This is a genomic window from Rhizobium sp. PL01 (assembly GCF_033447125.1).
Taxonomy (GTDB): Bacteria; Pseudomonadota; Alphaproteobacteria; order Rhizobiales; family Rhizobiaceae; genus Pararhizobium.
In genome coordinates, this window is sequence record NZ_JAWQUM010000007.1 from 28,439 (window position 1) to 52,361 (window position 23,923).

At 56.9% G+C, this 23,923-nt stretch carries 18 protein-coding genes; 10 read left to right on the forward strand and 8 right to left on the reverse strand.

Going from position 1 to position 23,923, the window contains the following annotated elements; translation table 11 throughout:
* Positions 1–30: 30 nt before the first annotated feature.
* From R6X40_RS17210 to R6X40_RS17230, 5 genes are read left to right on the forward strand one after another with little or no spacing between them, the layout of a single operon-like run.
* On the forward strand, positions 31–1,017 hold the full coding sequence (locus R6X40_RS17210) for an ABC transporter permease (RefSeq protein WP_318415028.1): 987 nt from the start codon (positions 31–33) through the stop codon (positions 1,015–1,017).
* On the forward strand, positions 1,014–2,165 hold the full coding sequence (locus R6X40_RS17215; RefSeq protein WP_318415029.1) for an ABC transporter permease: 1,152 nt from the start codon (positions 1,014–1,016) through the stop codon (positions 2,163–2,165). Before R6X40_RS17210 ends, R6X40_RS17215 begins: the two co-directional genes overlap by 4 nt.
* Positions 2,162–3,865: an ABC transporter ATP-binding protein gene (locus tag R6X40_RS17220; protein WP_318415030.1), complete on the forward strand. Its 1,704-nt coding sequence runs from the start codon at positions 2,162–2,164 to the stop codon at positions 3,863–3,865. Before R6X40_RS17215 ends, R6X40_RS17220 begins: the two co-directional genes overlap by 4 nt.
* A gap of 4 nt (positions 3,866–3,869) precedes the next feature.
* Positions 3,870–5,078, forward strand: a complete 1,209-nt coding sequence (gene manD / locus R6X40_RS17225; protein ID WP_318415031.1) for a D-mannonate dehydratase ManD — start codon at positions 3,870–3,872, stop codon at positions 5,076–5,078.
* Between the two features lie 13 nt (positions 5,079–5,091).
* Positions 5,092–6,246 carry a mandelate racemase/muconate lactonizing enzyme family protein gene (locus R6X40_RS17230; RefSeq protein ID WP_318415032.1) on the forward strand — a complete coding sequence of 385 codons (1,155 nt, stop codon included), beginning with the start codon at positions 5,092–5,094 and terminating at the stop codon, positions 6,244–6,246.
* A 504-nt stretch (positions 6,247–6,750) separates the two neighbouring features.
* On the opposite strand, the gene R6X40_RS17240 is transcribed toward R6X40_RS17230, so the two are convergent.
* From R6X40_RS17240 to R6X40_RS17260, 5 genes are all read right to left on the reverse strand, one after another.
* The gene (locus R6X40_RS17240; RefSeq protein WP_318415296.1) at positions 6,751–7,554 is read right to left on the reverse strand and encodes a DUF3313 domain-containing protein; all 804 of its coding nucleotides are present in this window, start codon (positions 7,552–7,554) and stop codon (positions 6,751–6,753) included.
* A gap of 836 nt (positions 7,555–8,390) precedes the next feature.
* Positions 8,391–9,296, reverse strand: coding sequence for an alpha/beta hydrolase (locus R6X40_RS17245; protein ID WP_318415034.1), 906 nt, complete (start codon positions 9,294–9,296; stop codon positions 8,391–8,393).
* A 56-nt stretch (positions 9,297–9,352) separates the two neighbouring features.
* Positions 9,353–12,427 carry an efflux RND transporter permease subunit gene (locus R6X40_RS17250; protein ID WP_318415035.1) on the reverse strand — a complete coding sequence of 1,025 codons (3,075 nt, stop codon included), beginning with the start codon at positions 12,425–12,427 and terminating at the stop codon, positions 9,353–9,355.
* Positions 12,424–13,509: an efflux RND transporter periplasmic adaptor subunit gene (locus R6X40_RS17255; protein ID WP_318415036.1), complete on the reverse strand. Its 1,086-nt coding sequence runs from the start codon at positions 13,507–13,509 to the stop codon at positions 12,424–12,426. The genes R6X40_RS17250 and R6X40_RS17255 overlap by 4 nt, the downstream gene beginning before the upstream one ends.
* The gene (locus R6X40_RS17260) at positions 13,506–14,582 is read right to left on the reverse strand and encodes an efflux RND transporter periplasmic adaptor subunit (protein WP_318415037.1); all 1,077 of its coding nucleotides are present in this window, start codon (positions 14,580–14,582) and stop codon (positions 13,506–13,508) included. The genes R6X40_RS17255 and R6X40_RS17260 overlap by 4 nt, the downstream gene beginning before the upstream one ends.
* A 106-nt stretch (positions 14,583–14,688) precedes the next feature.
* Here R6X40_RS17260 and R6X40_RS17265 point away from each other — a divergent pair, with 106 nt between their 5' ends.
* Positions 14,689–15,315: a TetR/AcrR family transcriptional regulator gene (locus tag R6X40_RS17265; RefSeq protein WP_318415038.1), complete on the forward strand. Its 627-nt coding sequence runs from the start codon at positions 14,689–14,691 to the stop codon at positions 15,313–15,315.
* Positions 15,316–15,492: 177 nt separating this feature from the next.
* Here R6X40_RS17265 and R6X40_RS17270 read toward each other — a convergent pair whose 3' ends face one another.
* Entirely contained in the window at positions 15,493–16,818 is a 1,326-nt protein-coding gene (locus R6X40_RS17270) for an adenylosuccinate lyase family protein (protein WP_318415039.1), read from the reverse strand.
* 62 nt (positions 16,819–16,880) lie between these two features.
* On the reverse strand, positions 16,881–17,852 hold the full coding sequence (locus R6X40_RS17275; protein WP_318415040.1) for a tripartite tricarboxylate transporter substrate binding protein: 972 nt from the start codon (positions 17,850–17,852) through the stop codon (positions 16,881–16,883).
* Between the two features lie 146 nt (positions 17,853–17,998).
* Here R6X40_RS17275 and R6X40_RS17280 point away from each other — a divergent pair, with 146 nt between their 5' ends.
* The 4 genes from R6X40_RS17280 (at position 17,999) to R6X40_RS17295 (ending at position 21,985) form a co-directional block, all read left to right on the forward strand.
* Entirely contained in the window at positions 17,999–19,114 is a 1,116-nt protein-coding gene (locus R6X40_RS17280) for a GntR family transcriptional regulator (RefSeq protein WP_318415041.1), read from the forward strand.
* A gap of 24 nt (positions 19,115–19,138) precedes the next feature.
* The gene (locus R6X40_RS17285) at positions 19,139–19,597 is read left to right on the forward strand and encodes a tripartite tricarboxylate transporter TctB family protein (RefSeq protein ID WP_318415042.1); all 459 of its coding nucleotides are present in this window, start codon (positions 19,139–19,141) and stop codon (positions 19,595–19,597) included.
* An 11-nt stretch (positions 19,598–19,608) separates the two neighbouring features.
* Positions 19,609–21,111: a tripartite tricarboxylate transporter permease gene (locus tag R6X40_RS17290; RefSeq protein WP_318415043.1), complete on the forward strand. Its 1,503-nt coding sequence runs from the start codon at positions 19,609–19,611 to the stop codon at positions 21,109–21,111.
* Positions 21,112–21,727: 616 nt separating this feature from the next.
* Positions 21,728–21,985, forward strand: a complete 258-nt coding sequence (locus tag R6X40_RS17295) for a hypothetical protein (protein ID WP_318415044.1) — start codon at positions 21,728–21,730, stop codon at positions 21,983–21,985.
* A 662-nt stretch (positions 21,986–22,647) separates the two neighbouring features.
* On the opposite strand, the gene R6X40_RS17300 is transcribed toward R6X40_RS17295, so the two are convergent.
* The gene (locus R6X40_RS17300) at positions 22,648–23,793 is read right to left on the reverse strand and encodes a helix-turn-helix transcriptional regulator (protein ID WP_318415045.1); all 1,146 of its coding nucleotides are present in this window, start codon (positions 23,791–23,793) and stop codon (positions 22,648–22,650) included.
* Between the last annotated feature and the right edge of the window lie 130 nt (positions 23,794–23,923).

Consider the following 23,923-nt stretch of genomic DNA (forward strand, 5'->3'; position numbering starts at 1 on the left):
CCCTTCGATCAAATCGAACGGTTAGGTCCCATGCTCCGTTATCTCGCCAAGCGGCTGGTGTTCGCGATCCCGACACTCTTTGCCGTCTCCATTATTGCCTTCATCATCATCCAGCTGCCGCCGGGCGACTATCTCACGACGCTGATGGCCGACTGGGCAAGCCAGGGTGGTGCCGTCGAAGCGGGAACCGTGGCCGCCATGCGCGAACGCTACGGTCTCGATCAGCCAATCTATTTCCAGTACTACAAGTGGATCGCCGGCATCATCCTGCATGGCGACTTCGGCATTTCCTTTGAGCTCGGAAAGCCGGTGACCGAGCTGATCTGGAGCCGCCTCGGTTTCTCGCTGCTTCTGTCCTTCCTGACGCTCTGCTTCGTCTGGGCCGTAGCAATCCCGATCGGCATCCTCTCGGCAGTGCGCCAGTATTCAATCTCGGATTATTCCGCGACATTCCTTGCCTTCTTCTTCCTCGCCGTGCCGGACTTCCTGATGGCGCTTTCGGCAATGTACGTAATGTCTGCCTATTTCGGCCAGAGCGTCGGCGGATTGTTCTCACCGGCCTACGTTGATGCGCAATGGAGCTTCGGGCGTCTCGTCGATTTTGCCGGGCATGTCTGGCTTCCGGTGATCGTCATCGGGCTCGGATCGCTGGCGGCACTTGTGCGGATCATGCGCGCCAACCTGCTTGATGAACTGTCCAAGCCGTACGTCACCACGGCGCGCGCCAAGGGCATGTCGGAGTTCGAATTGCTTATTCGCTACCCGGTGCGGCTCGCGCTGAACCCGCTGATCTCAACGCTCGGCTGGATACTTCCCGCCGTCATATCCGGCGAGATCATCGTCTCCGTCGTCATGAGCCTGCCAACCACCGGCCCGCTTCTGCTGCGCGCGCTGCTTGCCCAGGACATGTATCTCGCCGGCTCGCTCATTCTCCTGATTTCCGTGCTGACCATCATCGGCACGCTGATCTCGGACATCCTGCTTGCCCTCACTGACCCGCGGATCAGGTTCCAATGACAGATATCACCCATCTCCCACCCGAAACCGGGCCATCACTTGACCTGCGCGGCAAGGATATCGCCGTTGCCGGCCAGTGGAAACTGTTCTGGTTGAAATTCAAGAAGCACAAGATCGCACTCGTCAGCCTGGTGGTGATCTGCTGCATGTACCTGATCGCGATCTTCGCCGACTTCATCGCACCGTTCGATCCAAATGCCACCAATGCGCGCTTTACCTATGCGCCGCCGCAGGGCATTTCGCTGATGCTCGATGGTTCGTTCCGGCCGCATGTCGATCAGTTGTCAATGACGCTGAACACAGAGTCGATGCGCCGGGAATTCGTGGCTGATCCGACAAAGCCCGTTTCCATCGGGTTCTTCGTTTCCTCCGAGCCCTATACACTCTTGGGCTTCATCCCCTTGCAGACCAAACTGTTCGGTCTCACCGATCCACAGGTTGGCGATAGCCTCTATCTGTTCGGCGCAGACCGGCTCGGCCGTGACATCTTCTCCCGTGTTGTGCACGGCGCGCAGATCTCGCTGTCGATCGGGCTTGTCGGGGTGTTTCTCAGCCTGATCCTCGGCGTGACCATCGGTGGCATCTCCGGGTTCTTTGGCGGCTGGACGGACCTCGCCATCCAGCGGTTCATTGAACTCTTGCGTTCGATCCCCACCATACCGCTCTGGATGGGACTTGCTGCTGCTATCCCCGTTGGTTGGCCGCCGCTGCGCACCTATTTCGTCATCACGCTGATCGTGTCGTTGATCGGCTGGACGAGCCTTGCACGGGAAGTGCGCGGCAAGTTCCTATCCCTGCGCAGCGAGGATTTCGTGACCGCCGCCCGCCTGGATGGAATGAGCGAGATCGGCATCATCTTTCATCATCTTGTACCGTCGTTCATGAGCCACATCATCGCGACGCTGACGCTGGCGATCCCCTCGATGATCCTGGCCGAGACAGCATTGTCCTTCCTCGGCATCGGCCTGCAGCCGCCGATCATTTCCTGGGGCGTTCTCCTGCAGGAGGCGCAAAACATCCGAGCCGTCAGCCAGGCGCCCTGGCTTCTGTTCACGCCGGCCGCCGCGATCGTGATTTCGGTGCTGTCTCTCAACTTCCTCGGCGACGGTCTCCGCGATGCCGCAGATCCTTACGAGGCACTGACATGACCAACGACACTATCCTCAAGGTTGACGATCTGAAGACCTATTTTCCAACGCGCACGGGCCTGTTCAAGGCAGTCGACGGGGTGTCGTTCGAGCTGCAGCGCGGTAAAACGCTCTGCGTCGTGGGAGAGTCCGGCTCCGGCAAATCGGTGACGGCCCGTTCGATCCTGCAAATCGTCGATCGGCCCGGTCGCATCGAAGGCGGTTCCGTCATCTTGACGCGCGCTGATGGTTCCACGACCGATCTTGCCAAGCTTGACCCTCGGGGCAAAGAGATCCGCGGCGTCCGTGGCAAGGAGATCGCGATGATCTTCCAGGAACCGATGAGCTCGCTCTCGCCGGTCCATCGGATCGGCGCTCAGATCGGCGAGGGCCTACGCATCCATTTCGGTGTATCGAAAAAGGACCAGCGCGAGCGCGTGCTGGAATTGTTGCGGCAGGTTGAGATTCCCCGGCCGGAAACTGCGATCGATCGTTACACGTTCGAGTTTTCCGGCGGCATGCGCCAACGCGTGATGATCGCGATGGCGCTGGCCTGCAATCCGCAGGTACTGATCGCCGACGAACCGACGACGGCGCTCGATGTCACCACCCAGGCGGAAATCCTCGATCTCATCAAGCGGCTGCAGAAGAGCCACGGCATGGCGGTGCTGTTCATCACCCATGACATGGGCGTCGTCGCCGAGATCGCCGACGAAGTACTGGTCATGTATCGCGGTAAGGTGATGGAACGCGGACCTGTGGAGCAGATTTTTCATGCGCCGCAGGACGAGTACACCCGTGGCCTGATCGGCTCGGTCGTCAAGCTCGAGCGAAAGGCGGAAATCCGCCTGAAACGGCCGGAAATTCCCGCCGACACGCCGCCGCTGCTTGACGTGAAAAACCTGTCCATGACGTTCCCCACAGGCCTCAAGGCGGTGGACGATGTCTCGTTGATTGTGCGGCCAGGCGAAACGCTTGGTATCGTCGGCGAATCCGGTTCCGGTAAGACGACGATGGGCCGCTGCCTTCTGCGCATCTATCAACCCCAGAGCGGGGTGATGGACTTTCGGCGGGCTGACGGTGCGAATGTTGATATTCGCACCGCAGACCGGTCAGACCTCAAGGATATCCGCCGTGAGATGCGGATGATTTTCCAGGATCCGGTGGGCTCGCTCAGCCCGCGCAAGACCGTGGCCCAGATCATCGCCGAGCCGCTGAAGCTTGCTGGCGAAAAGGGGAAGGCGCTGGATGATCGTGTTGCCGAACTCATGCAGCAGGTCGGGCTAGAACCCGCCTGGCGCGAGCGTTACCCGCATGCCTTTTCCGGCGGTCAGCGCCAGCGCATCGGTATTGCCCGTGCGATTGCCGTCAAGCCGCGGTTGATCATTGCCGACGAAGCGACGTCGGCGCTCGACGTGTCCCTGCGCTCACAGATGCTTGACCTGATGATGAAGCTGCAGGACGAGATGGGCCTGTCCTATGTGTTCATTTCGCATGACATGTCGGTGATCCGCTACATGTGCGACCGCGTCGCCGTGATGTATCGCGGCAAGATCGTCGAGGCAGGTGACACCGACCAGGTCGTCAACAATCCGGCGCACGATTACACGCGCGCCCTGCTCTCCGCCATTCCCAATCCAGACCCGCGCGACCGCCGCATTCACAACCGCTTCCGTTACGACGAAGCGGCTGCCGCGCGCACTGATTCAGCCAACGGATAGACCGATGAAAATTACCGATGTTAAAATCATAGTGTGCTCGCCGGGCCGCAACTTCGTCACCGTCAAGATCTTCACCGACGAGGGCCTGACGGGTGTCGGCGATGCGACATTGAATGGCCGCGAAAAGGCCGTCGTCGCCTATCTCGAAGATCACCTGGCGCCGCTCCTGATCGGACGCGATCCGTCTTGCATCGAGGATACCTGGCAGTATTTCTATAAGGGCGCCTATTGGCGCCGCGGCCCGGTGACGATGGCGGCGATCGCCGGTATCGACACGGCACTTTGGGATATCAAGGCCAAGGCGGCGAACATGCCGCTCTACCAGCTTCTCGGGGGTGCCAGCCGTGAGAAGGTGTTGTGCTATACCCACGCCCAAGGCACCGATATCGCCGAAGCGGTGGAAGCCGTAGGCAGGCGCATTGACGAGGGTTACAGGGCAGTCCGGGTTCAGGTCGGTATTCCCGGCCTTCCGGATGTCTACGGTACGGGCAAGAAGTCGGTTACCAACAATGCCGAGGATGACGCTGTTCCACACGAGGAGACCTGGTCGACGTCGAAATACCTCCGCTATGTTCCTGAGCTCTTCAAGGCGGTACGTGAGGCGCATGGGTGGGACATAGAGTTGCTACACGATAGCCATCACCGCTTGACCCCGATCGAGGCAGCACGCCTCGGAAAGGATCTGGAGTTTGCCCGTCTGTTTTGGCTTGAGGATACGGTCGCTGCCGAACATCAGGAAGGGTTCCGTCTGATCCGCAAGCACACCACGACACCGCTTGCGGTGGGCGAGGTATTCAACACGATCTGGGACGCGCGCCTCCTGATGGAAGAGCAGTTGATCGACTATATCCGCATGACCACGGTACATGCGGGCGGCATCACCGCACTTCGCCGCATCATGGATTTTGCCAGCGTCTACAATGTCCGCACCGCCTGCCACGGCGCAATGGATATGTCGCCGATCTGCCTGGGCGCCAACCTGCATCTCGACCTCTGGGTGCCCAATTTCGGCATCCAGGAATACTCCGGCTACTTGCCGGAAATCTTAGAAGTCTTTCCCAGCGCATGGAGCCTGACCGATGGCTATCTTCATCCGGGCGACGCGATTGGCCATGGCGTCGATATCGATGAAACGCTTGCGGAAAAATATCCTTACCAGCGCGCCTATCTCCCGGTGAACCGTCTTGAAGACGGCACGTTGTGGCACTGGTAGGCGGGAGAAGACCATGAAGATCACAGCGATCAAGAGCTACGCCGTCAAGGTCGGCATCCGCAATCAGCTTCTCGTCAAGGTCGAGACCGACGACGGCATATTCGGCTGGGGGGAAAGCGGTCTGTCCGGCCGCGAAAAGGCGGTCGTCGGGGCGCTTGAGCACTACGCTGAATTTCTGCGTGGACGCGATCCCTTCCGGATCGGCGCACTCTGGCAGGAAATGTACCGGAGCCAGTATTTCGAAGGCGGCCGCGTGCTGCAGGCGGCGATCTCGGCGATCGACATCGCGCTGCACGATATCAAGGGGAAAGCACTCGGTGTTCCGGTCTACGACCTGCTCGGGGGCAAGCAGCGGGATCGTATTCCGACCTTTGCAACGACGTTTGCGGCGCCGGGACCGGAGATGATCGAACAGGCGAAGATGCTGATTGAGCACGGCTGGACAGCCATGCGGCTATCTCCGTCCGGCCATGAAGACCAACCTATCTACGAACCCCGTGAGCATATCGCCACCACTGCGAAATGGTGCGTCAAGGCGCGTGAGGAGCTGGGCGGCGATATCGTTCTCGGTATCGACTACCACCATCGCCTGAGCGTCGCAGAAGCCGCAAGCTTCTGCCAGAAGATGCCATCCGGTACGCTGGATTTCCTTGAGGAGCCGATCCGCGACGAGTCGCCCAGTTCCTATGAGGCCTTGCGCCGACTGACTGATGTGCCCTTTGCGATCGGCGAGGAATTTGCCTCCAAGTGGCAGTTCCAGCCCTATATCGAGCGCGGTATCCATCAATATAACCGTCTGGACGTTTGCAATGTTGGCGGGTTGACTGAGTCCATGAAGGTCGCGGCCTGGAGCGAGACCCACTACGTTGACATGATGCCACACAATCCGCTTGGACCGATTTGCACCGCGGCGACGATACATTTTTCCGCCGCCGTGCCCAATTTTTCCTGGCTCGAAACGCGTTCAAGTCCTGCGGAGGTCCATCTGGGGTTTGACAATTCCGATTTCTTCCCGGTCCAGCCATTGCTTGACGGAGCCCATTATAGGGTGTCCGATGCTCCAGGTCTTGGCATCGAGGTCAACGAAGAGCTGATCGCCAAGCAGAGTTTCGAATTCTGGGAAGCGCCACATCTGAAGCGCCGCGATGGATCGGTCACCAACTGGTAGCCCGCACCTGAAATCTGCTGTCTAGTTGCTTAAACTACTTAAGATTGAGATATGTAGCTGTGTATTTAGACCCCGGGTGTTGTCACGTCTTTCGACTGCGCGACATCGCGGATACGGTGAATGGGGGTGGCAAGGGCTGAGCTTTTTTGGTGTGGAGCAAAGAAAAGATTTCGTGCCGCCTAAAAGACTGAAACGACGCGTTGCACGCCGCCGAGCAATCGAAATGGCACCGTAAATTAAACAAATTGTTTAGAAAACTCGCGATCCGCTTTCACTGAGGCCGCTGATCATTGTTATTTGAACGACTTTTTGGTTTACGAAATCACATTTCACCCAATGACGATTTTCACGATTTGGCGCCAACTGGTCTTATGTCCAATCTTGGAAGGTTTGTTGCATTTGGGAGGTCAGCGTAGCGGGTGGCAATGATTGGCATACACGCCGTCAGCATTCCGCGATCGCGAGGTTACACGAAAAGGAAATTCGCCTCACCGAGGTGAACTCTCAAGAATCGGGGGCCCATTGACCTGCGCTCTTCGGCTGTTTGTCAGTCCATTGCGGTGGTGCCCCAACCTTGTCGGCGACTATCCCGGCCAGACCCGGAGATCGGCCAAAAACATCACAGGCAGCGAATTTTGGTTTACCGCCGAGTACGGAGTTCACTCTGTGCGCCGATGGCAACGAGAGGTCAAGGCCCTTCGGCTCCTCCCCGCTGACAAGCATGCGGGACAAATATTTTCCGAAATTCGACGCCAGACTATACGCATCACCGACTTCGGACGCTCTTGCACTGTTGGTGATGGAGTTGGCACCTTTCGACCAGACAACCGCAACACGCTGGATGCCAGTAAAATCAGTTGCCTCTGCTTCGACTGCCAGGCCTCCTAGACCGACGGGCAGGCGTGGGATACCAACTGGGAGAGCGATATTGCTCCCGAGCGAAACTGCTGTGGAGACCCCGGCCATGGTTTTGTTGGTTGCAACTATATCGGTCACGACGGTCCGAACCGTGAGGTCTGCTGGTTGGCCGGCATGGACGATCTGGTACTTGTCGCTCAGAGAGACGCAAACGGCACGGTCTAGAGCATTCGTAACGAGCGCCCGGTCTTGTGGAGCCTTTATTCGGGAAGCCGCTTCCAATGTAAACATAGTGGGCACGATCGAGACCGTTATGACGGTCGCCAGCCCCTTGGAATCGACAAAGGTGCGGGATTTTGTGAATTTGCCCTTTACCGGACTCAGCTGGGTGTAGGAGGTCAGTGTTCCTCCTTCTTTGAGGGGAACCGACGTGCAGGCGGCAGGGACCATTGCGATAGCAAGGGCAAGCCAAGCGAACCTGAACCTGTCTATTGTTATGTTTCGGTGTGGGTAGAGGCTAGCCTCTGCATTATCCTGATTGTTTGCCATGTTGCCCTTTTTCAATTTCATAGAGTTGTAAGAAAACAATTGCGCCAATATTGCCCGAGATGCGGTCCACTGCTTTAGCCAATACGAGTTTCAGGACTGTCTTCTTGCAAGCCGAACTCATTCACGCGAGCCCAAGCCGAAATCTTCCAGCGTCCCCTTCATGCGTCCGACCGCCATCGACGTGTTAGAAGTTCCGCGCTCTGAGGTCGTTGCGGTGCCACAAAACCTCAGAGCAGAAAACCTAAGGCTCTTCCAAAAACTGGAGGGAAGACAAATCTCCGGTACTCATTTCGTAGAGATATCGTCTACTGACTTTCGGCGTTGCACGTTCGACGATTTCAGTATTTGCCGGACGTGACCAATGCAGAGATTAAAGGTGTTGGCGATCTCGCGAAGCGTCGCTCCCGAAAAATAGGCCGCCGCTATTTTTTCACTTCGCTCCCGAGCGTCCAACCTGGGCCTCCGCGTCGTCGTGTGGATAACCGCAACCAAGCCGTCACTAACGAGCAATCTGTTCTGCCACCTTAAATGGGCTGGCCACGACCGCTCCCGCAGCTTGAAACACCAGCGCCCCAACATTGCCTCCACGACGGCTTTGCGCTTCTGCCTTTCGCAGCTCACCACTAACCCGTGCCAGCGCGGCATAGCGATCGTGTCCGAGACCGTCGGATGACGCGGCTGAAGTTACGTCTATTATGTTGACATGGTGAGCCATCGCCGCCTGTCGGATCATCGGATCATCGGATCATCGGATCGTCGATATCTAGTCGACCTATGCGCGGTCGCTCACCACCAATGACGCTGGAAATTGTCAACGCCCGGTCGGTCTTTGACACAAGAAGGGTAATGGGTGTCTGCATGTGTCCAAGATCGCGCAGTTGAGACCTGAACACGTCAACGTCTATATCAGGTGCGGCGAGCACTATCTGCAGCTTTGCCATTACATCGCGTCTACCCTGAAGTTTAAGCTGGGCTGCGGCTTCCATCGACAAAAAGCCGCCCATGCTGTGGCCGAACAGGACGATGCGTTTGACCCTGGAATCCTTCGCGAGTGCGCCAAGAAGGCGTTCCAGCTCCCCACGTGAATAAAGAGCCGCGTCCCTGTCCGTCACATAACCGGTGACGCTGGCCGCCGAAGGCCAGGAAAAAAGGATCGGGGGGCTCAGCGTGCTGGCATCAGCGGCCATCTGCGCCGTTCTAAAGAGCGCCTCCTGGTAACTATAGTTGTAGCCATGGACAAAGACCGCGACAGTGCCGTCGAAATTAGCCGCGCTCGTTGCGTCGTCTATAAGTTCGCTATCCAATAGTTGCTTGCGTGCCGTGACCACAAATTGGCGGCGCGGGTCCGGATTTTTTGATGGGTAAACAATGGCGGTGGACTTGCGCTCCGAAGGTATTGAGAACCTATATTTCTCGTATGTGAGTTTCGCCGCCCAACGGCTTCCAAACCCCTTTCCGTCACTTTCCCGGTCGCGGTTTGTGATGGCGAGCAGCGTAATCTTCTCGCTTTCGTTTTGTACGAGCCTGACAGGCTGGAGAACAGATGATGGCGGCCGCGAAGCGCACGACGAGACGCCGGTCAGAAGTATCAACATTGGAACCATAATCAGATTACGGCCAGGCTTGGTATATTTGACAATCATCGACAACACGCCTTGCTGGATAGAGAGATGGGAAACGATGCGGAAAGTCTTCGAATCTAGTGGGCCGCGACTTCGGGCGTCGCCGACGCATCGTCTTCACGCTTTATGCGGAACCAGGCCACGTAGAGTGCCGGCAGGAACAAAAGCGTGACGACCGTTCCCACGACAATGCCGCCCATCATGGCATATGCCATAGGTCCCCAGAAGATCTCCCTCGATATGGGAATGAGGGCGAGTGTCGCCGCTGCGGCGGTCAGCATAATTGGCCTCATCCGATGCTCGGTCGCTTCGACGACGGCACGCCATGGCGGTATGCCATCGCTCCTGAGAAGCTCGATCTGGACAACAAGAATCACCGAGTTTCTGATCAGAATGCCGATCAGAGCAAGTATGCCGAGGATCGCAACAAAACCCATCGGCGCGTTGCTCAGGAGTAGCGCCGCGACGACGCCGATCATTGCGAGTGGCGCCACGGCGAACACAAGAAAGAGGCGGCTGAAACCCTGGAGCTGGATCATCAGGATGGTGGCCATGGCGAACAGCATCAACGGTGCAACGGCGGCAATCGGTCCCTGCGCGTCACCGCTCGCTTCGACAGAACCGCCCACTTCCACCTCGTACCCTACGGGGAGGGATGCCTTGAACTTCTCGACCTGCGGCTTTAGCTGTTCAACGATCGTCGCTGGCTGCGTCGGACCTTGGACCGCCGCCTTGATCGTTATGGTGGGTATCCTGTCGCGCCGCCCGATCATGGGTTGTTCGAGTTCGTAGCGGAATTTTGCTACGGCCGAGAGGGGTACAGATTTTCCATTCACTCCGGGTAGCTGTAGGTTGCGAAGCGTCTCAATGGAGCCCCGTTCGCTGTCTTGAGCCCTCCCGATGACATTAATCAGATAGATGCCGTCCCTTACCTGCGTCACTGAGGACCCTTCTACGATCCCGTTCAGAGTTGTCGCGATTTCTTCTGAGGTGACGCCGAGTTGACGCGCCTTGTCCTGGAGGACATCGACTTTGACGACCCGTGTCGGCTCGTTCCAGTCATATGCCATGTTGATGATACGTGGATTGGCGTTGACGATCGCTCCGAAGGACTGGGCGATTTGGCGAACTTTCTGGATGTCGGGCCCGCTCACCCGATATTGTACCGGCTTGCCGACAGGAGGGCCGATGTCGAGAAGCTTCACGAACGCATCGGTTCCCGGGAACGTCCTGGTAACATACTCCTGAAGGTTCCCGCGAAGTCTTTTCCTCGCTTCGAGATCGTTTGCGACGATTACGACCTGACCGAACCATACAGCAGGTGTCTGGACGTCGTAGGACAAGATGAAGCGAGGCGCTCCTTGGCCGACGTAAGTCGACCAATGGTCGATGTCAGCGTTGCCTTCAAGCACTTCGTCCTCGAACTGCTTCATCTGGCGGCTGGTTTCGGCGATTGTGGTGTTCTGCGGCATGCTCCAGTCGACGATGAGTTCGGCGCGGTCGGACGCCGGGAAGAACTGTTGCTGTACTAGCCCTAGTCCGGCAATGGATAAGGCGAACGCGGCGCATGTCGTGATAATGGTCACCCACCGCCAGCGCATCGCGAGGCCGAGCATCCACGAGAAGGCGGTCGCTATGCGTCCCTTGCGCCCGTGGTTTGACTTCATAGTTTTAGGAAGGATGGTAACGCCGAGCAGGGGTGTGAACAGGACCGCCACAATCCAGGACACGACGAGAGAAACCGCGATGACAACGAAGAGTGTGAAGGTGAATTCGCCAGCGGCACTGTTATTGAGCCCGATCGGAATGAACCCCGCGACAGTCACGAGTGTTCCCGTCAACATAGGGAAAGCGGTCGAGGTATAGACGTAGGTCGCTGCTTTTCGCAGATCGTCACCGACTTCCAACCGCGCAACCATCATCTCAACCGCAATCATGGCATCATCGACGAGAAGGCCCAGAGCGATGATGAGCGCGCCGAGCGAGATACGCTGGAGCGAGATACCGATATATTCCATGAAAACAAACGTAATCGCCAGGACGAGGGGGATGGAGATCGCCACTACAAGCCCGGCTCGCGCGCCCAGACTGATGAAACTGATAGCAAGCACGATTGCAATTGCCTCGAACAGAGCGGTCGTAAACCCGGACACAGCTTCTTCCACAACTGCGGGCTGGTCCGAAACACGCTCGACGTCCACCCCGATCGGCAAGTCAGACACAACCCGTTTCATTCGGGCGTCGAGCTCCTCTCCGAAATTTAGAAGGTTCGACCCGGCCGTCATGCCGATAGCAAGGCCGATCGCCGGCTCCCCCTTGAAACGGAACAGCGAAGTCGGCGGATCGACGTAGCCGCGCTTTATCGTGGCGATGTCGGTCAGCGGAAAATATCGATCGTTGACCCTGAGATTGATCGCCCTGAGGCTATCTTCCGAAGTGAACTGTCCGCCGACCCGAATTGCGATCCGTTCGGGGCCTGCATCCATGAAGCCGGACTGCGTTACCGCGTTCTGTGCCTGCAGCGTGTCGATGACGGACTGACGATCGATACCGAGGGCAGCGATCTTGCGTGTGGAGAATTCGAGGTAGATTGCCTCGTCTTGAGCCCCAACGACGGCAATCTCGCCGACATTGGGGACAGTCAGCAGCTTGGCGCGCGAGTCTTCGACAAGATCGCGGAGCTGACGCTGTGTCAGGCCGTCCGCCGTGAAGGCGTAAATGTTACCGAAGACGTCGCCGAAGGTGTCGTTGAAAAACGGGCCCACGACGCCTCTCGGAAACTCTCCCTTGATGTCGTTGATCATGTTTCGAACGCGAAGCCAGTTCCCGGTGACGTCCTTTGCCTTGGTCGTTGCCTTCAGTTCAAGAAAAACAGTCGTCCTTCCGGCCGTTGTCTCGCTGCGGGTGAAATCGAGCGCGTCCAGTTCCTCGAGCTTTTTTTCAATCCGGTCGGTGACCTGTTGCATCACCTCTTGAGCGGACGCACCCGGCCACTGGGCGCTGATGGTCATCGTCTTGATGGTAAATGCAGGGTCTTCCTCTCGGCCAAGATTGAAATACGAAAGTGTACCTGCAAGGATAAAAACGATCATGAAGTACCAGACGAGCGAACGGTGCTCGAGTGCCCAGTCGGAAAGATTGAACGATTTCACTGGTTGATCTCCCGCTCGATGCGAACGGTCTGACCGTCTTCAAGCTTGTTGACACCTGCGGTGACGACACGGTCACCAAGCGCGACCCCCTCTGTCACCGTGACGGCTGTTTGCGTAATCGGATCGCCATTAATGATGACGGGGCGGGAGGAAACTTCCCCTGTCTGGTCATTGACGACCCATACAAAAGGCTTTCCCTCCGCGATGCGAATCGCAGACGATGGGAGCCGAATGGCGGGCGGCGAGGTTGCGGCTGCGCTGGCAGTAATAACCGCTCCGAGCCTGAGCGCTTCTGGAGGATCGACCAGCGTGAGCTTGGCGCGACGGGTTCGCGTCGCGTCATCCGCTTCGGGGGCTACCTCGCGAACGATGCCTTTTGCGTGGATCAAGGGATCAAGCTGCAATGCGACATCGAAGGCCGTGCCCTTCGCCAGCAGCAAGCTGCCGGCTTCCGGCATGTCGATCACGGCATCTCGCTGTTCCGGTCGGGCGACTTTGGCAACGCTCTGTCCTGCAGAGACCACTTGGCCAACTTCCGCTGAGGTTGCCGTCACGACGCCGTCGAATTCAGCCATCAAACGAGAATAACCAAGTTGCTCTTCGGCTTTGTCGAGATTTGCATTGGCTTTGGCAACAGCTGCCTCGGCCGTCCTGCGTTCCAGCTCAGCGGTCTCGTAGGTGGCCTGCGCTCCCGATTGTTTTTCGAAAAGCGTTTGTTGCCGTTTCTCTGTCGTCCGAGCGTTCTTAAGCTGCGCCAGGCTGTTAGCAAGGTCAGACTGTGCGCTCTTGACGGAGAATTCGAGCGCGAGCGGATCGATGGCGGCGAGAACATCGCCTTTGTTCACCAGATCACCGACCTCGACATTGCGCGCGACAAGGCGCCCGAGGATTCGGAAGCCAAACTCCGTTTCAACCCGTGCCTCTACCGTTCCGGCCAGAACGATCGTTGCTGCGGGGAGACGCTTGATGACCACCGACATAACAGGGCGCGGCTGTGCTTTCGGTACTTCTTCTTTCTGACACGAGGCAAGGAGTGTGGCCGCCGATAGTAGTAATATGGAAAGACGTTCTGGGCATTTCATTTATCGGCTCCCTCGAATTCCACGACTTGGCCATCGCTTAGGAACTTGGTGCCGTTGGAAACGACGATGTCGCCCTGAGCGACGCCTGAGCGGACAGAAAAACGTTCGGTACGGTAGTACAAAACGTCCACGGGGCGGAGCGATACGGAATGTGTCTTGGGGTCCACGATCCAAACTGCGGGGCGGCCAGCATCGGACCCCATGGAGGACCAGGGCAATTCTATTGTCTCGGTGGGCACATAGCGCGCCGTGGCAAAAACCGGGCTGCCGAGATGAGCGTCGCCAGCATCGTCGAGGCTCAGCTTAAGCCTAACTGTTCCCGTCGAGGTGTCTATGGTCGGCGATACTTCTCTGACCGTTGCCTTAAACGTTTTGTCACCCGATAGTAGTCTGACGTCCACGTCGCTCTGGATCGGGCGTCCAAGAAGCGCGGACTCGTCAGCGTTGATCACTGCGTCGCGCGGCCCGTCGTGGGCAAGCGTGAAGACAACCTCCGCCGCTTGAGCGAACTGACCGACTTCCGCGCTGCGGGCGGTGATGACCCCGCCAGCATCCGCCTGGAGGTTCGTTTGATCGAGTGCGTCGCGCGCGGTGTCGATCTGTGACTGTGCCGACTGAACGGTTGCCTGCGCGGTAACCACTCCCTCCTGCGCATCGTCGAGCGCCGCCTGAGTGGTGACACCTGTCGTGAAAAGGCTCTTCTGTCGCCTCAAAGTCTGCGGTGCTTGGGTTTGCTGGGCCCGCGCGGACTGGAAGCTGGCCAGTGCGACCTCGAGGTCGGCGTTCTGTTCTTCCGGATCAATTCGTGCGAGCACTTGCCCAGGCTTGACATGGTCGCCCACGTCTACACTTCGTTCTTTGATCCGTCCGCTGACCCTGAACGACAGATCAGTCTTGACCCGCGCGCTGATCTCGCCTGTCGTGGAGATGGTGTCGGAGGCCGAGGTAACTTTTACGACGACCGTCTCTACGTACCTGGCGCGCTTATCTTTTGGTTCGTCTTGGGGGGTGCAGCCTGCCAAGACGATCACTGAAAAACCCAGAATAACTATGTCGGTAAATGCTCGTCCCATAATTCGCCTCTTGAACCGGATGAGGGGCGTGATACTATTGACTGACTCGATAGTCAATGAAATTTGAATTGCGTTTGTTGATTGAAAGTTGGATCCGGTGAGGGCGATGCAAAATTTAAAGAAACTTACGCGGGCTGAACAAAAGGCCCTGAGGCCCATCCAGATCCTCGACGCCGCTTTCGAAGAGTTCGTCGAGCGCGGCTTCACGGCCACGCGGGTGGAGGACATCGCTGACCGGATTGGGGTAACGAAAGGTACGATTTACGTCTATTTTCCGACCAAAGAAGAGCTTTTCTCCGCGATGATCAGGCACATTTCGGTTCCATTCGAAGCTGTGCTTGCGGAAGCAAACGACCTGTCAGGCTCGTGCACCCAGCGTCTCAAAGCCCTCGTGCACTTGTTCTACGAACGAGTGCTAAAGGATCGTAAAACCCGAGAAATGCTTCGTTTCGTCGTGTCTGAAGGATCGCGCTTCCCCGAGGTTATCGACACACACTACCGAGAACTTATCGCACCGATATTTGAGCGAACACAGGCGCTGCTAGATGAGGGCATGCGTTTAGGCGAGTTCAGGCGGGCGCCAGCCGCTCGTGCCAGCATTATCGTAGCTCCCGTTTTGTCGATGGCCGTCGAGACGCTGATCTTCAGCAACCGCAGAGATCTCGACCTGCCGGGCTATATCGAGGCTCATCTGGATATAATCGTCAACGGGCTCGCGGTTGCCCAGAGTTAGGCTCTTATGCAATCCACCCGGCAGCAGACTTGTTCTTAGTGATTACCACTCAGTGCCAGCCACTGCGTTGAGTAGCCTTTCGGGACAGGTGTGGCGACACTCGAATTTTTCGACAACGGATTTCCCGTTGGAGCATGGTTGGCGCTGATACCCTCACATCGAACCATCCTACGATGATCAGCTATGTTTAGCCAGGCGATCAACAAGCGTGCCCGACTGGCCCGTGTATCCGTCGACGTCCAAAGTCACCATGTCGCGTCCCTGCATTTCGGGGTGATTGGCGATTGCGTGGGTGAATGGCACGTTCTCCATCACGGAACGCTGGGCGGCTTCATAGAGTAGGTGGTGCGCATGATGACGTCCGATGCTGTCTGAAAGCTGCATCATAGCAGCTTCGGAGACGATAAGACCGTTAGTGATTTCGGCATTCTTGCGCATCGCGTCGACGTGGACATCAAGTCCGGTAACCAGCCTATCAAGAGTAGCGGCAATCGAAGCGCCGAGGATGCCGACTTCGGGGATCGCGACATCGCTGACGTTCGATGCTGAGGAATCGCCTTCGTCCATCCGCACCATCGACCCGATCACAAGGGGAAGACGGACAGACATCATGCGGCAGAGGCTAATGAGCATGAGTGCGGTCGAGGGGTTTCGTTTTTGGGCCATTGTCGAGCTACCAACTTTTCCCATGTGAAAAGCTTCCTCGATCTCGCCGATCTCGGTCCGTTGCATGAAGACTACGTCGTGCGCAATTTTTTCCGCAGTCCCTGCGAGCAAGGTGAGGGCACAAACATAATCGCTGACGCGGTCATAAGAAGACCGCATCGGCAGGATCGCTGGTTCGAGGTCGAGGATTGCCGCCATTTCCGCCTCGACGGCCGGTCCTTTGTGACCCATGGCCGCGAATGTACCAATAGCCCCGCCCAAGCAAGCAACGAATGACGGCCTAAGTCGATCATGCAGACGTCGGCGATCACGGCGGATCTCCTCCAGCCAGCCGGTCACTTTGAAGCCGAATGTCATTGGCAAGGCGTGCTGGCCATGGGTGCGGCCCGCCTGCAAGGTGTCGCGATGATTCGTTGCCAGCAATGATAGAGCTCGCTCAACTCCTTCGAGGCTGGCGTCGATCAGCGCCTGCGTTCGCTTCATCTGCAAGGATGCGCCGGTATCAAATATGTTCTGTGTGGTCGCGCCCCAGTGAATATATCCGGCTGCTGGCTCGCCGCTGAATTCTTCGAGTTGACGCAACACCGGAACAAACGGATGCTGGGCGTGGGAAATCTCACGGCTGAGGCGCTCGGTATCGAAACGCTCATGGCGGCACGCCGCCTTGATGACAGGCGCGACCTCCGCGGGAATGACGCCCAGCCGCGCCTGTGCCTCAGCTAATGCTGCCTCTACATCCAGCCAGGCCTGTAAGGTCTGAACATCGCTCCAGATCTCCTTTGCTTCGGGACTGAACCAATAGCGAGTGATGAAGGAGTCAAACATTCCTACAGTCATGACATATCCGTTTTGTTGCAGTGCGTGGGTGGCGCTCCAAACACGTCGGAGCGCCGATGTCGTCACTCTATCGAGATGGCCGAGTCCTTGACGATCTGTTGGTAAATATCGGCTTCTTTTTCGATGAACCCGGTGAACTCGCCCATCGGCAATGGGGCAGCGACGAAACCTCCGTCGGCCAGCCGCTTCTTGACGTCTTCGTTGCCGAGCGAGGCGACGATTGCCTCACTGATCTCTTTGGCCACAGTCGCGTCCGTACCGGCCTTGACGAAAATGCCTTGCCAGAGTGGCAGAGCCAAGCCTTTGAACCCCTCGATTTCTGTCAGGGCCGGGACATCGGGCAGGGCGGCGGAGCGTTCGGAACTGGTAACAGCGAGAACCCGGACTTTCCCCTCTTTTACGAATGGAAGCGCTGTCGACGTTGTGAACACAGCGGAATTCAAAAGCCCAGCGAGGATATCGTTGGAAACCTGAGCGCCACCCCGGTACGGCGCGTGGAGCAGCTTCACACCTGCACGGTGGCTGATCATCTCACCGACAAAGTGTTGCGCGGTGCCAATCCCTGGCGTTCCGTAGGTGATGGACTCCGGGTTTTCTTTGGCGGCCGCAACGAGATCCGTCAAGGTTTTGTAAGGGGATTCGGCTGGCACAGCGATCGACATGGAGGTCAAAGCCGTACGGCCGACAGGCAACGTGGCTTCCTTCCAGTCGATACCGACCGCCTTGTTGAGCATCGGGACTGCAACGGTATCATGTCCGCCGTAGTATAGCGTCGAGCCATCAGCCTTGCCGTTGACGAGCTTCTGCAGGGCGATCATGCCACTCCCACCCGTGGCATTCTCAACGATTACGGATCGACCAAGCTGTTTCGACAGCTCCGAAGCGACCACACGGGCAGCGTAGTCGGCGCTGCCGCCTGCGGAATAACCGACCAAAAGGGTCATTGGACCAGAGCTTTGAGCCGATGCAATGAGTGGCATTGCGACGAGCGCGGCCACTGTTGTCATGGCGGTGATGAAGCGACGACGGAACATGTACTGCCTCCCTGGCGATTGGCAATACAATTTGTATTGCCTCCAATTCCTCTGAATGGTATATAGATGATGCAAAGTTGCGCCTCAAGCGGCAAGACTAAAATATTTCTTGCCATATTGTATTATATTGTATTAGGAGTTTTCCTATGGGAGAGACGACCAAGCTTCAGTCATATTTGAGATCCGTCGCCATGTCGGCGGAGGAGGGCGATCGCTTGCCGACCGTCAGGCAGTTGATGCGCGACTTTTCGCTGAGTCAGCAGGTTGTCCAGCGCGCGGTGAACGATCTGAAAGCAGAAGGTCTGATTGATGCCCATGTCGGCCGCGGCACCTTCTTCACCAAAAGCAAGGCCCATGATGTTGCGTTAGCGCAGCCAGCCGCACCTGGTAATGACCTCAACGGCGGGCAACGCAGCGTGATCATGCTTCGCCGGTCCTCAAGTAATCTTCGGGGCAGGGTAGTGCTTGAATCGCTACAGCGTCGCCTGAACGACGCTGGGCATGTCACGCTTGAAGTGGGCTATTCCGATGCAGAGCATGCCAAACAGGTGCTTCATACGCTTCCTAGATTCGATGCCTGCATTGTTCAAAATTCCTTCGACATCATGCCCGTCGATATGATCACGGCCATCCGCCGCAAGACCGATACGATCCTTGTCGATGGAGCATGGCTGGTGGGCACGGACATCGATGCCGTGGGGTTTGAGTGGGGCCAGTCGGTTGAAACCGCCGTCCGCCGTTTGGTGTCATTGGGCCATGACCGCATCCACTACATCACCACTGCCAGCTTTTTCCTCGCAAACGAAATGGGCCTACATCGTTGGCGCAATCTTCGAGATAACGCTGATTTAGCGGCAGTGCTGCAGCCCGAAATCAAGATCGCAAAGCTCCCTGCTGGAGACTACGAGGAAGCGGCAGTTGCTGCACTTCTTGCAGCAATTGCCGCAGGGCCTGAGGCTAAAGCCCCGGCCATCGTGATCTGGGGTATCGAGGACGGAGCCCGCTTCAAAAGGATTCTGGAGCACGAGAGGCTGGCTATTCCTTCCGATATCTCGGTGATCCTCCTGGGGCGTACCGATCTGGATCCGGAGGCCGGAGGGTTCTTTCACATGATTGGTTACACGGCCGCCGACCAGGTAGACGGCATATTCAACCGCCTCACCGAACGATGGCTGAAGAGCAAAGCGCCGTTCGGCCTGCGGTTGCTGCCCATGAAAGAGCGGCCCGGATTATCAGTCGGGGACCACCGGCCTCAGAAATAGCTTGCCCCAAGGGAGGACCTAAAAATGATCCGCATCCGTGGAGAAAAGGACATTGGAATAGGAGCGATTTATCTCGCTCTCGGCCTGGTGGGTTTTATTATCGCCCGCAACTACAGTTTCGGAACCGCGGGACGGATGGGTCCCGGATATTTTCCAACCATTATCTCATCACTTCTCGTCGTTTTCGGCGTCGTAACGGTCGGGAAAGGGATGCTTCGCGATGGGGATCCTATTGGTACGATCAACTGGAAGGGTCTGGCGCTCGTTACCCTGTCGGTCTGTGCCTTCGGGTTTCTGCTTGAAAGAGCAGGCCTGTTCATTGCCCTGGTGGTTCTTATATTGGTTTCCGCAGTTGCCAGTGAGCGCTTCAGGTTTGAATTTCGCGCGGCTATCGGTCTCGTGGCGCTTGTCATCTTTTGTGTTGTTGTCTTCGTTGAGGGTCTGGGTGTGCCTATGCCGATCCTCGGTGAATGGTTCAACTAGGGTCGGATAAAATGGAAATCTTTGCAAACCTCTGGCTCGGTCTCTCAATCGCCGGCACCTTCTACAATCTCTTCTACTGCCTCATTGGCGTGTTCCTGGGAACCGCAATCGGCGTGCTGCCCGGTTTAGGTCCGGTTGCTACGATCGCTATGCTGCTCCCGATTACGTTCGGTCTGCCTCCGGAATCCTCCCTCATCATGCTCGCCGGCATTTACTATGGCGCTCAATACGGCGGCTCGACTACAGCAATTCTGGTAAACCTGCCCGGTGAGCCGTCTTCCGTGGTGACGGCTTTGGACGGCTACCAGATGGCCCGACAAGGCCACGCTGGCCGTGCGTTGTCGACGGCGGCCATCGGGTCCTTTATCGCAGGCACGATCTCCACGATCTTGATTGCCGTTTTCGCTCCCGCGCTCGCAGCCGTTGCCCTACAGTTTGGCCCGGCTGAATACTTTTCCCTGATGGTCCTTGGTCTGATCGCCTCTATCGTAATGGCATCTGGGCAGCTCTTGCACGCTCTTGGGATGATCCTCGTCGGGTTGCTTCTCGGATTGGTCGGTACCGACGTCAACTCCGCCGTGCCTCGATACACGTTTGGCATGACCTCACTGGCAGAGGGTTTGAACTTCGTGGTTATAGCCATGGGTGTCTTCGGCCTCGGTGAAATCATCGCCAATTTGGAAGACGAAGCCGACCGTTCGGTGATGACGAAGAAAATTACGGGGCTCATGCCAACCAAGGAAGACTGGAAGCGCATTATTGCACCCATTCTTCGCGGGACGGCGCTAGGCTCTCTCCTTGGCATCTTGCCGGGAGGAGGGGCGGCGCTCGCTTCGTTCGGCTCCTACGCTCTTGAAAAAAAGATGTCTAAGCATCCCGAAGAATTCGGAAAAGGCGCAATCGAAGGCGTCGCCGGGCCCGAGTCCGCCAACAATGCTGGGGCACAAACATCCTTCATCCCGATGCTGACGCTTGGTCTGCCGACGAACGCCGTGATGGCACTGATGATTGGGGCGATGATCATCCAGGGCATCCAGCCAGGTCCCTCGGTGATGACTGATCAGCCTGAACTATTCTGGGGGCTCATTGCCTCCATGTGGATCGGCAATCTCATGCTTCTCGTGCTCAATCTGCCGCTGATCGGGCTTTGGGTACGGATGATCGCAATTCCGTACCACTTTCTCTTTCCCATCATCATTGTGTTCTGTGCAATCGGCGTATTCAGCGTCAACAACAATATCTTCGACGTCTACGGAATGGCTGTATTCGGTGTCGCCGGTTACATTTTCCGAAGACTGGACGCGGAGCCTGCTCCCATGTTGCTGGCGTTCATCCTCGGTCCGATGATGGAAGAGTTTCTTCGCCGCGCCCTGCTGTTTTCCAAGGGCGACCCGGTAGTGCTCTTGGCCCGGCCCATCAGCGCGGGGTTGCTCTTGGTGGCCGGAGTGCTTTTGGCGTTGGTGCTCTTGCCTACCATCCGCCGGAGCCGCAAAATTGCTTTCCAAGAGGAGTGATCCCGGCCAAATATCACGCAGAGGCGACAACCATCGGCAGGCGCTCCATTACGAAGCCGCGACGATACTCTTCACAAGAACCAGTGCCAGGAACGAAAGCTGCTTCAGGAACCGGGGACTTAAACTGCGTAAATGGTTGGCATCTAAGCGCGCAGCAGTGACAGTCGCCCGAAACTCGCTATTATCATGCACAGCCTGCTCAAAGCAGGAAAAGTTTTGAACGCATTAACTGACGCTACCGCATCAGCGAAGGTGCCAGCCTTCTCACCTCAGCGCATCAAATCTAATTTGGGGACCTTGGGTTCAGTTCTGCGGAAGTGGGTTGGATCATGCCGTCCAACGAGGCTCAAGCTCGAATAAATTGCGCCGAACACATATGAGGCTTCACCCTGCGAAGACCAATTACGCGGCGACGCTGTGTCGACCGCGAAGACAACCTTGCTCACCCGGCAGTATCATTTCGAGCAGTGGCTCTTCACCTATATTGATTTCAGTTTCAGTTTCAGTTCCAGCTCAGCGCAAGCCTCAAATGGTATGAGGTGGACCATGCGCTGCCGGACCCTGCCGCGCTGTCGATCAAAAGCGATTTCTTGTTTAAGATGGAAAGGGTTCACCCATGCACTCCACAATGTCGTCGAGCCAATTCCTCGCTCCTGAAGATTTGGCTCTCTTACAGACCTTTCTGGAAGCATGGTGCATTGAGAACTTGGTAGACGTCAATGATAAGGCGGCCCAGGACGTGGCAGCCGGGTTGATCCACTGGTATCAAGACGGCCAGTCGGACAAAAGCGGGCTCAAGGCGCATATTACCGACGTTGGTTCACTGCCGCCCGCATTGCAAAGGCTGGTAGACACGCTTTCCTACACGGAATGACAATTCAGTCAAAAGGCTGCTGCCATCGAATGTTTGCGCCTGCCTCCTGCATGCGCTGACTTTCGGTGGCGTGGAGCCTGCTGCGAGCATCGGCGCATGGCCTGCTATATCCTGTTTCCGGATTTGCGTATCGATATTCCGAAGGTGAAAGCGCGGAATGCTCAGTGAGCTTGGTCCGCTGCTTTTTCATTGCAAACAACCCGGCGCGCAGATCATCTTGCAATAGTTGCGTTCATTCGAAGCGTCGTATTTTCGGACATCGTCTGGAATGCGCCCCTGCCGTCGGCTGACGAGCATTTCGGTGCCGACAGGACCAAGATGAGCGGATCGCGGACTGATCGGACCAGTGTTCGACTATGAGCAATCGTAGAAACCTTCCTTTCAGGCCGTACCTAATGAGGGCTGTGGTCCGGCGCCTTTTCAATCGGCAAAGGTTGTAAGATGGAGACCTCGCCATACTATCGAAAACGATGGATCCGAGAGGAGCCTTTACGTTCAAGCCAACGCTCCATCCATCGGTGTCGCAATCCCGCACTTTTGCCTGGCATTCCTCATCCAATCCCGCCCTTGCACGGTCAACCCTTAAGGGCTTCATTCGCGGACAATCGACGCCATAAGGTGAGAGACGTACCGTGCCAAACACAGGGCTGCAGTTTTAACGATTATCCCGACATGGCTAGTGCGACCAACTGGCTTTGCCGATTGGTGTCAGTTTTTGCAAAGACCGTCTTCAGTTGAGTTCTAACCGTTTGAACGCTGAGGGTACGGCTCTCGGCATATTCGCGAAGAGACATACCCTGGGCAATCGCCAATGTCAGCGCCAGCTCAGCAGGAGTCAGCCTGAATTCTCTCAGCGTTTCCGACCGATCCGGCGTTCTTGGATCGCGCAAGGTTAACAGTGCAATTGGAACATCTTCGAAAACCCGGTCAAACATCGTCTTTATTGTCCGACGCTCAAGAGGAACCACGCTTGCCGCCAACGGTGTTTTCCCGTTTCGCCGCACTGCGAAGCCTCCTTTCAAATGGAGGAAGTCGGCATTGGCGATTTGATGCAATGCTGCTTTCAAACTACGGTCAGCTTTGGGATCGAATAGTTTAAGGCAGCCGTGGCGATCAAGCCAAAAATTCTCACCGTTGAAAGGCAGGCCCGTCCCGGCATTGGTCAAATGCACGACACGCCCCCGTTTATCGAGGAAGAAAGCAGATTGCTGACCGGCTTCTGAAGAGTGGAAGTTCTGTGCTTCCAACTGCAGGGCCGGCATCTGTCTCATAAGCTCAAAGGAGCGCGAAATATGCGGTCCAACCAGATCAAATATCTTCCGCAGAACTGGTGGGACATGCTCCATCTCCTTATCGGTCAACGTACCCGATAGTACGAGCACGGCGTCTTCTGATCGCTCCAGTATCAGCGCACTGGCTCCGATGAAGCCTCTCGGACGTAAGAAATCGTTATAAAACTCCGTTCTTACCAAATCTCTCCTGTCGAAAATCTCGTCCGCGTGAACGGTGCGTCCAATCTGAATATCGGTCAAACCCGGCATCCAGACGTTTCTTGCGGCGTAGTATTGCTCATAATTACTTTGAACACTCTGATCTGTTTCAGATGTTACGGTTCCGAGACTGGCGTTCGCCTGGAGACTGTGAGCTTGTAAACTGATCACCGTTCCGCCCAGTAAACTGGAGAGCATTTCGATGACGTCAGACCACAGCGTAGGCTGAGTTGCGGCCCGGTAAATAGCGTGCAAGAGCTTGTCGTAGTCGTCCAGGGAAATTTCTCGCATGACCACGCTTGCCCCAATCTCAGCCATCTACAGGTACCTGAGAAATCTGATTTCGTCACCTCGGGCCGTGCTCGCCCACACCGGGCATCACTTCGCTTGGCCATCTTGCGTTCGCCTGTTCGTGGCGACTGTCGCCCATGAGAGGAGGGTACAACAT

What these genes read in the sequence shown, in the direction of transcription:
- R6X40_RS17210 (WP_318415028.1), top strand. Translation starts at nt 31, where the DNA reads ATGCTCCGTTATCTCGCCAAGCGGCTGGTGTTCGCGATCCCGACACTC.
- R6X40_RS17215 (WP_318415029.1), top strand. Translation starts at nt 1,014, where the DNA reads ATGACAGATATCACCCATCTCCCACCCGAAACCGGGCCATCACTTGAC.
- R6X40_RS17220 (WP_318415030.1), top strand. Translation starts at nt 2,162, where the DNA reads ATGACCAACGACACTATCCTCAAGGTTGACGATCTGAAGACCTATTTT.
- manD (WP_318415031.1), top strand. Translation starts at nt 3,870, where the DNA reads ATGAAAATTACCGATGTTAAAATCATAGTGTGCTCGCCGGGCCGCAAC.
- R6X40_RS17230 (WP_318415032.1), top strand. Translation starts at nt 5,092, where the DNA reads ATGAAGATCACAGCGATCAAGAGCTACGCCGTCAAGGTCGGCATCCGC.
- R6X40_RS17240 (WP_318415296.1), bottom strand. Translation starts at nt 7,554, where the DNA reads ATGGTCCCTGCCGCCTGCACGTCGGTTCCCCTCAAAGAAGGAGGAACA.
- R6X40_RS17245 (WP_318415034.1), bottom strand. Translation starts at nt 9,296, where the DNA reads ATGATTGTCAAATATACCAAGCCTGGCCGTAATCTGATTATGGTTCCA.
- R6X40_RS17255 (WP_318415036.1), bottom strand. Translation starts at nt 13,509, where the DNA reads ATGAAATGCCCAGAACGTCTTTCCATATTACTACTATCGGCGGCCACA.
- R6X40_RS17260 (WP_318415037.1), bottom strand. Translation starts at nt 14,582, where the DNA reads ATGGGACGAGCATTTACCGACATAGTTATTCTGGGTTTTTCAGTGATC.
- R6X40_RS17265 (WP_318415038.1), top strand. Translation starts at nt 14,689, where the DNA reads ATGCAAAATTTAAAGAAACTTACGCGGGCTGAACAAAAGGCCCTGAGG.
- R6X40_RS17270 (WP_318415039.1), bottom strand. Translation starts at nt 16,818, where the DNA reads ATGACTGTAGGAATGTTTGACTCCTTCATCACTCGCTATTGGTTCAGT.
- R6X40_RS17275 (WP_318415040.1), bottom strand. Translation starts at nt 17,852, where the DNA reads ATGTTCCGTCGTCGCTTCATCACCGCCATGACAACAGTGGCCGCGCTC.
- R6X40_RS17280 (WP_318415041.1), top strand. Translation starts at nt 17,999, where the DNA reads ATGGGAGAGACGACCAAGCTTCAGTCATATTTGAGATCCGTCGCCATG.
- R6X40_RS17285 (WP_318415042.1), top strand. Translation starts at nt 19,139, where the DNA reads ATGATCCGCATCCGTGGAGAAAAGGACATTGGAATAGGAGCGATTTAT.
- R6X40_RS17290 (WP_318415043.1), top strand. Translation starts at nt 19,609, where the DNA reads ATGGAAATCTTTGCAAACCTCTGGCTCGGTCTCTCAATCGCCGGCACC.
- R6X40_RS17295 (WP_318415044.1), top strand. Translation starts at nt 21,728, where the DNA reads ATGCACTCCACAATGTCGTCGAGCCAATTCCTCGCTCCTGAAGATTTG.
- R6X40_RS17300 (WP_318415045.1), bottom strand. Translation starts at nt 23,793, where the DNA reads ATGGCTGAGATTGGGGCAAGCGTGGTCATGCGAGAAATTTCCCTGGAC.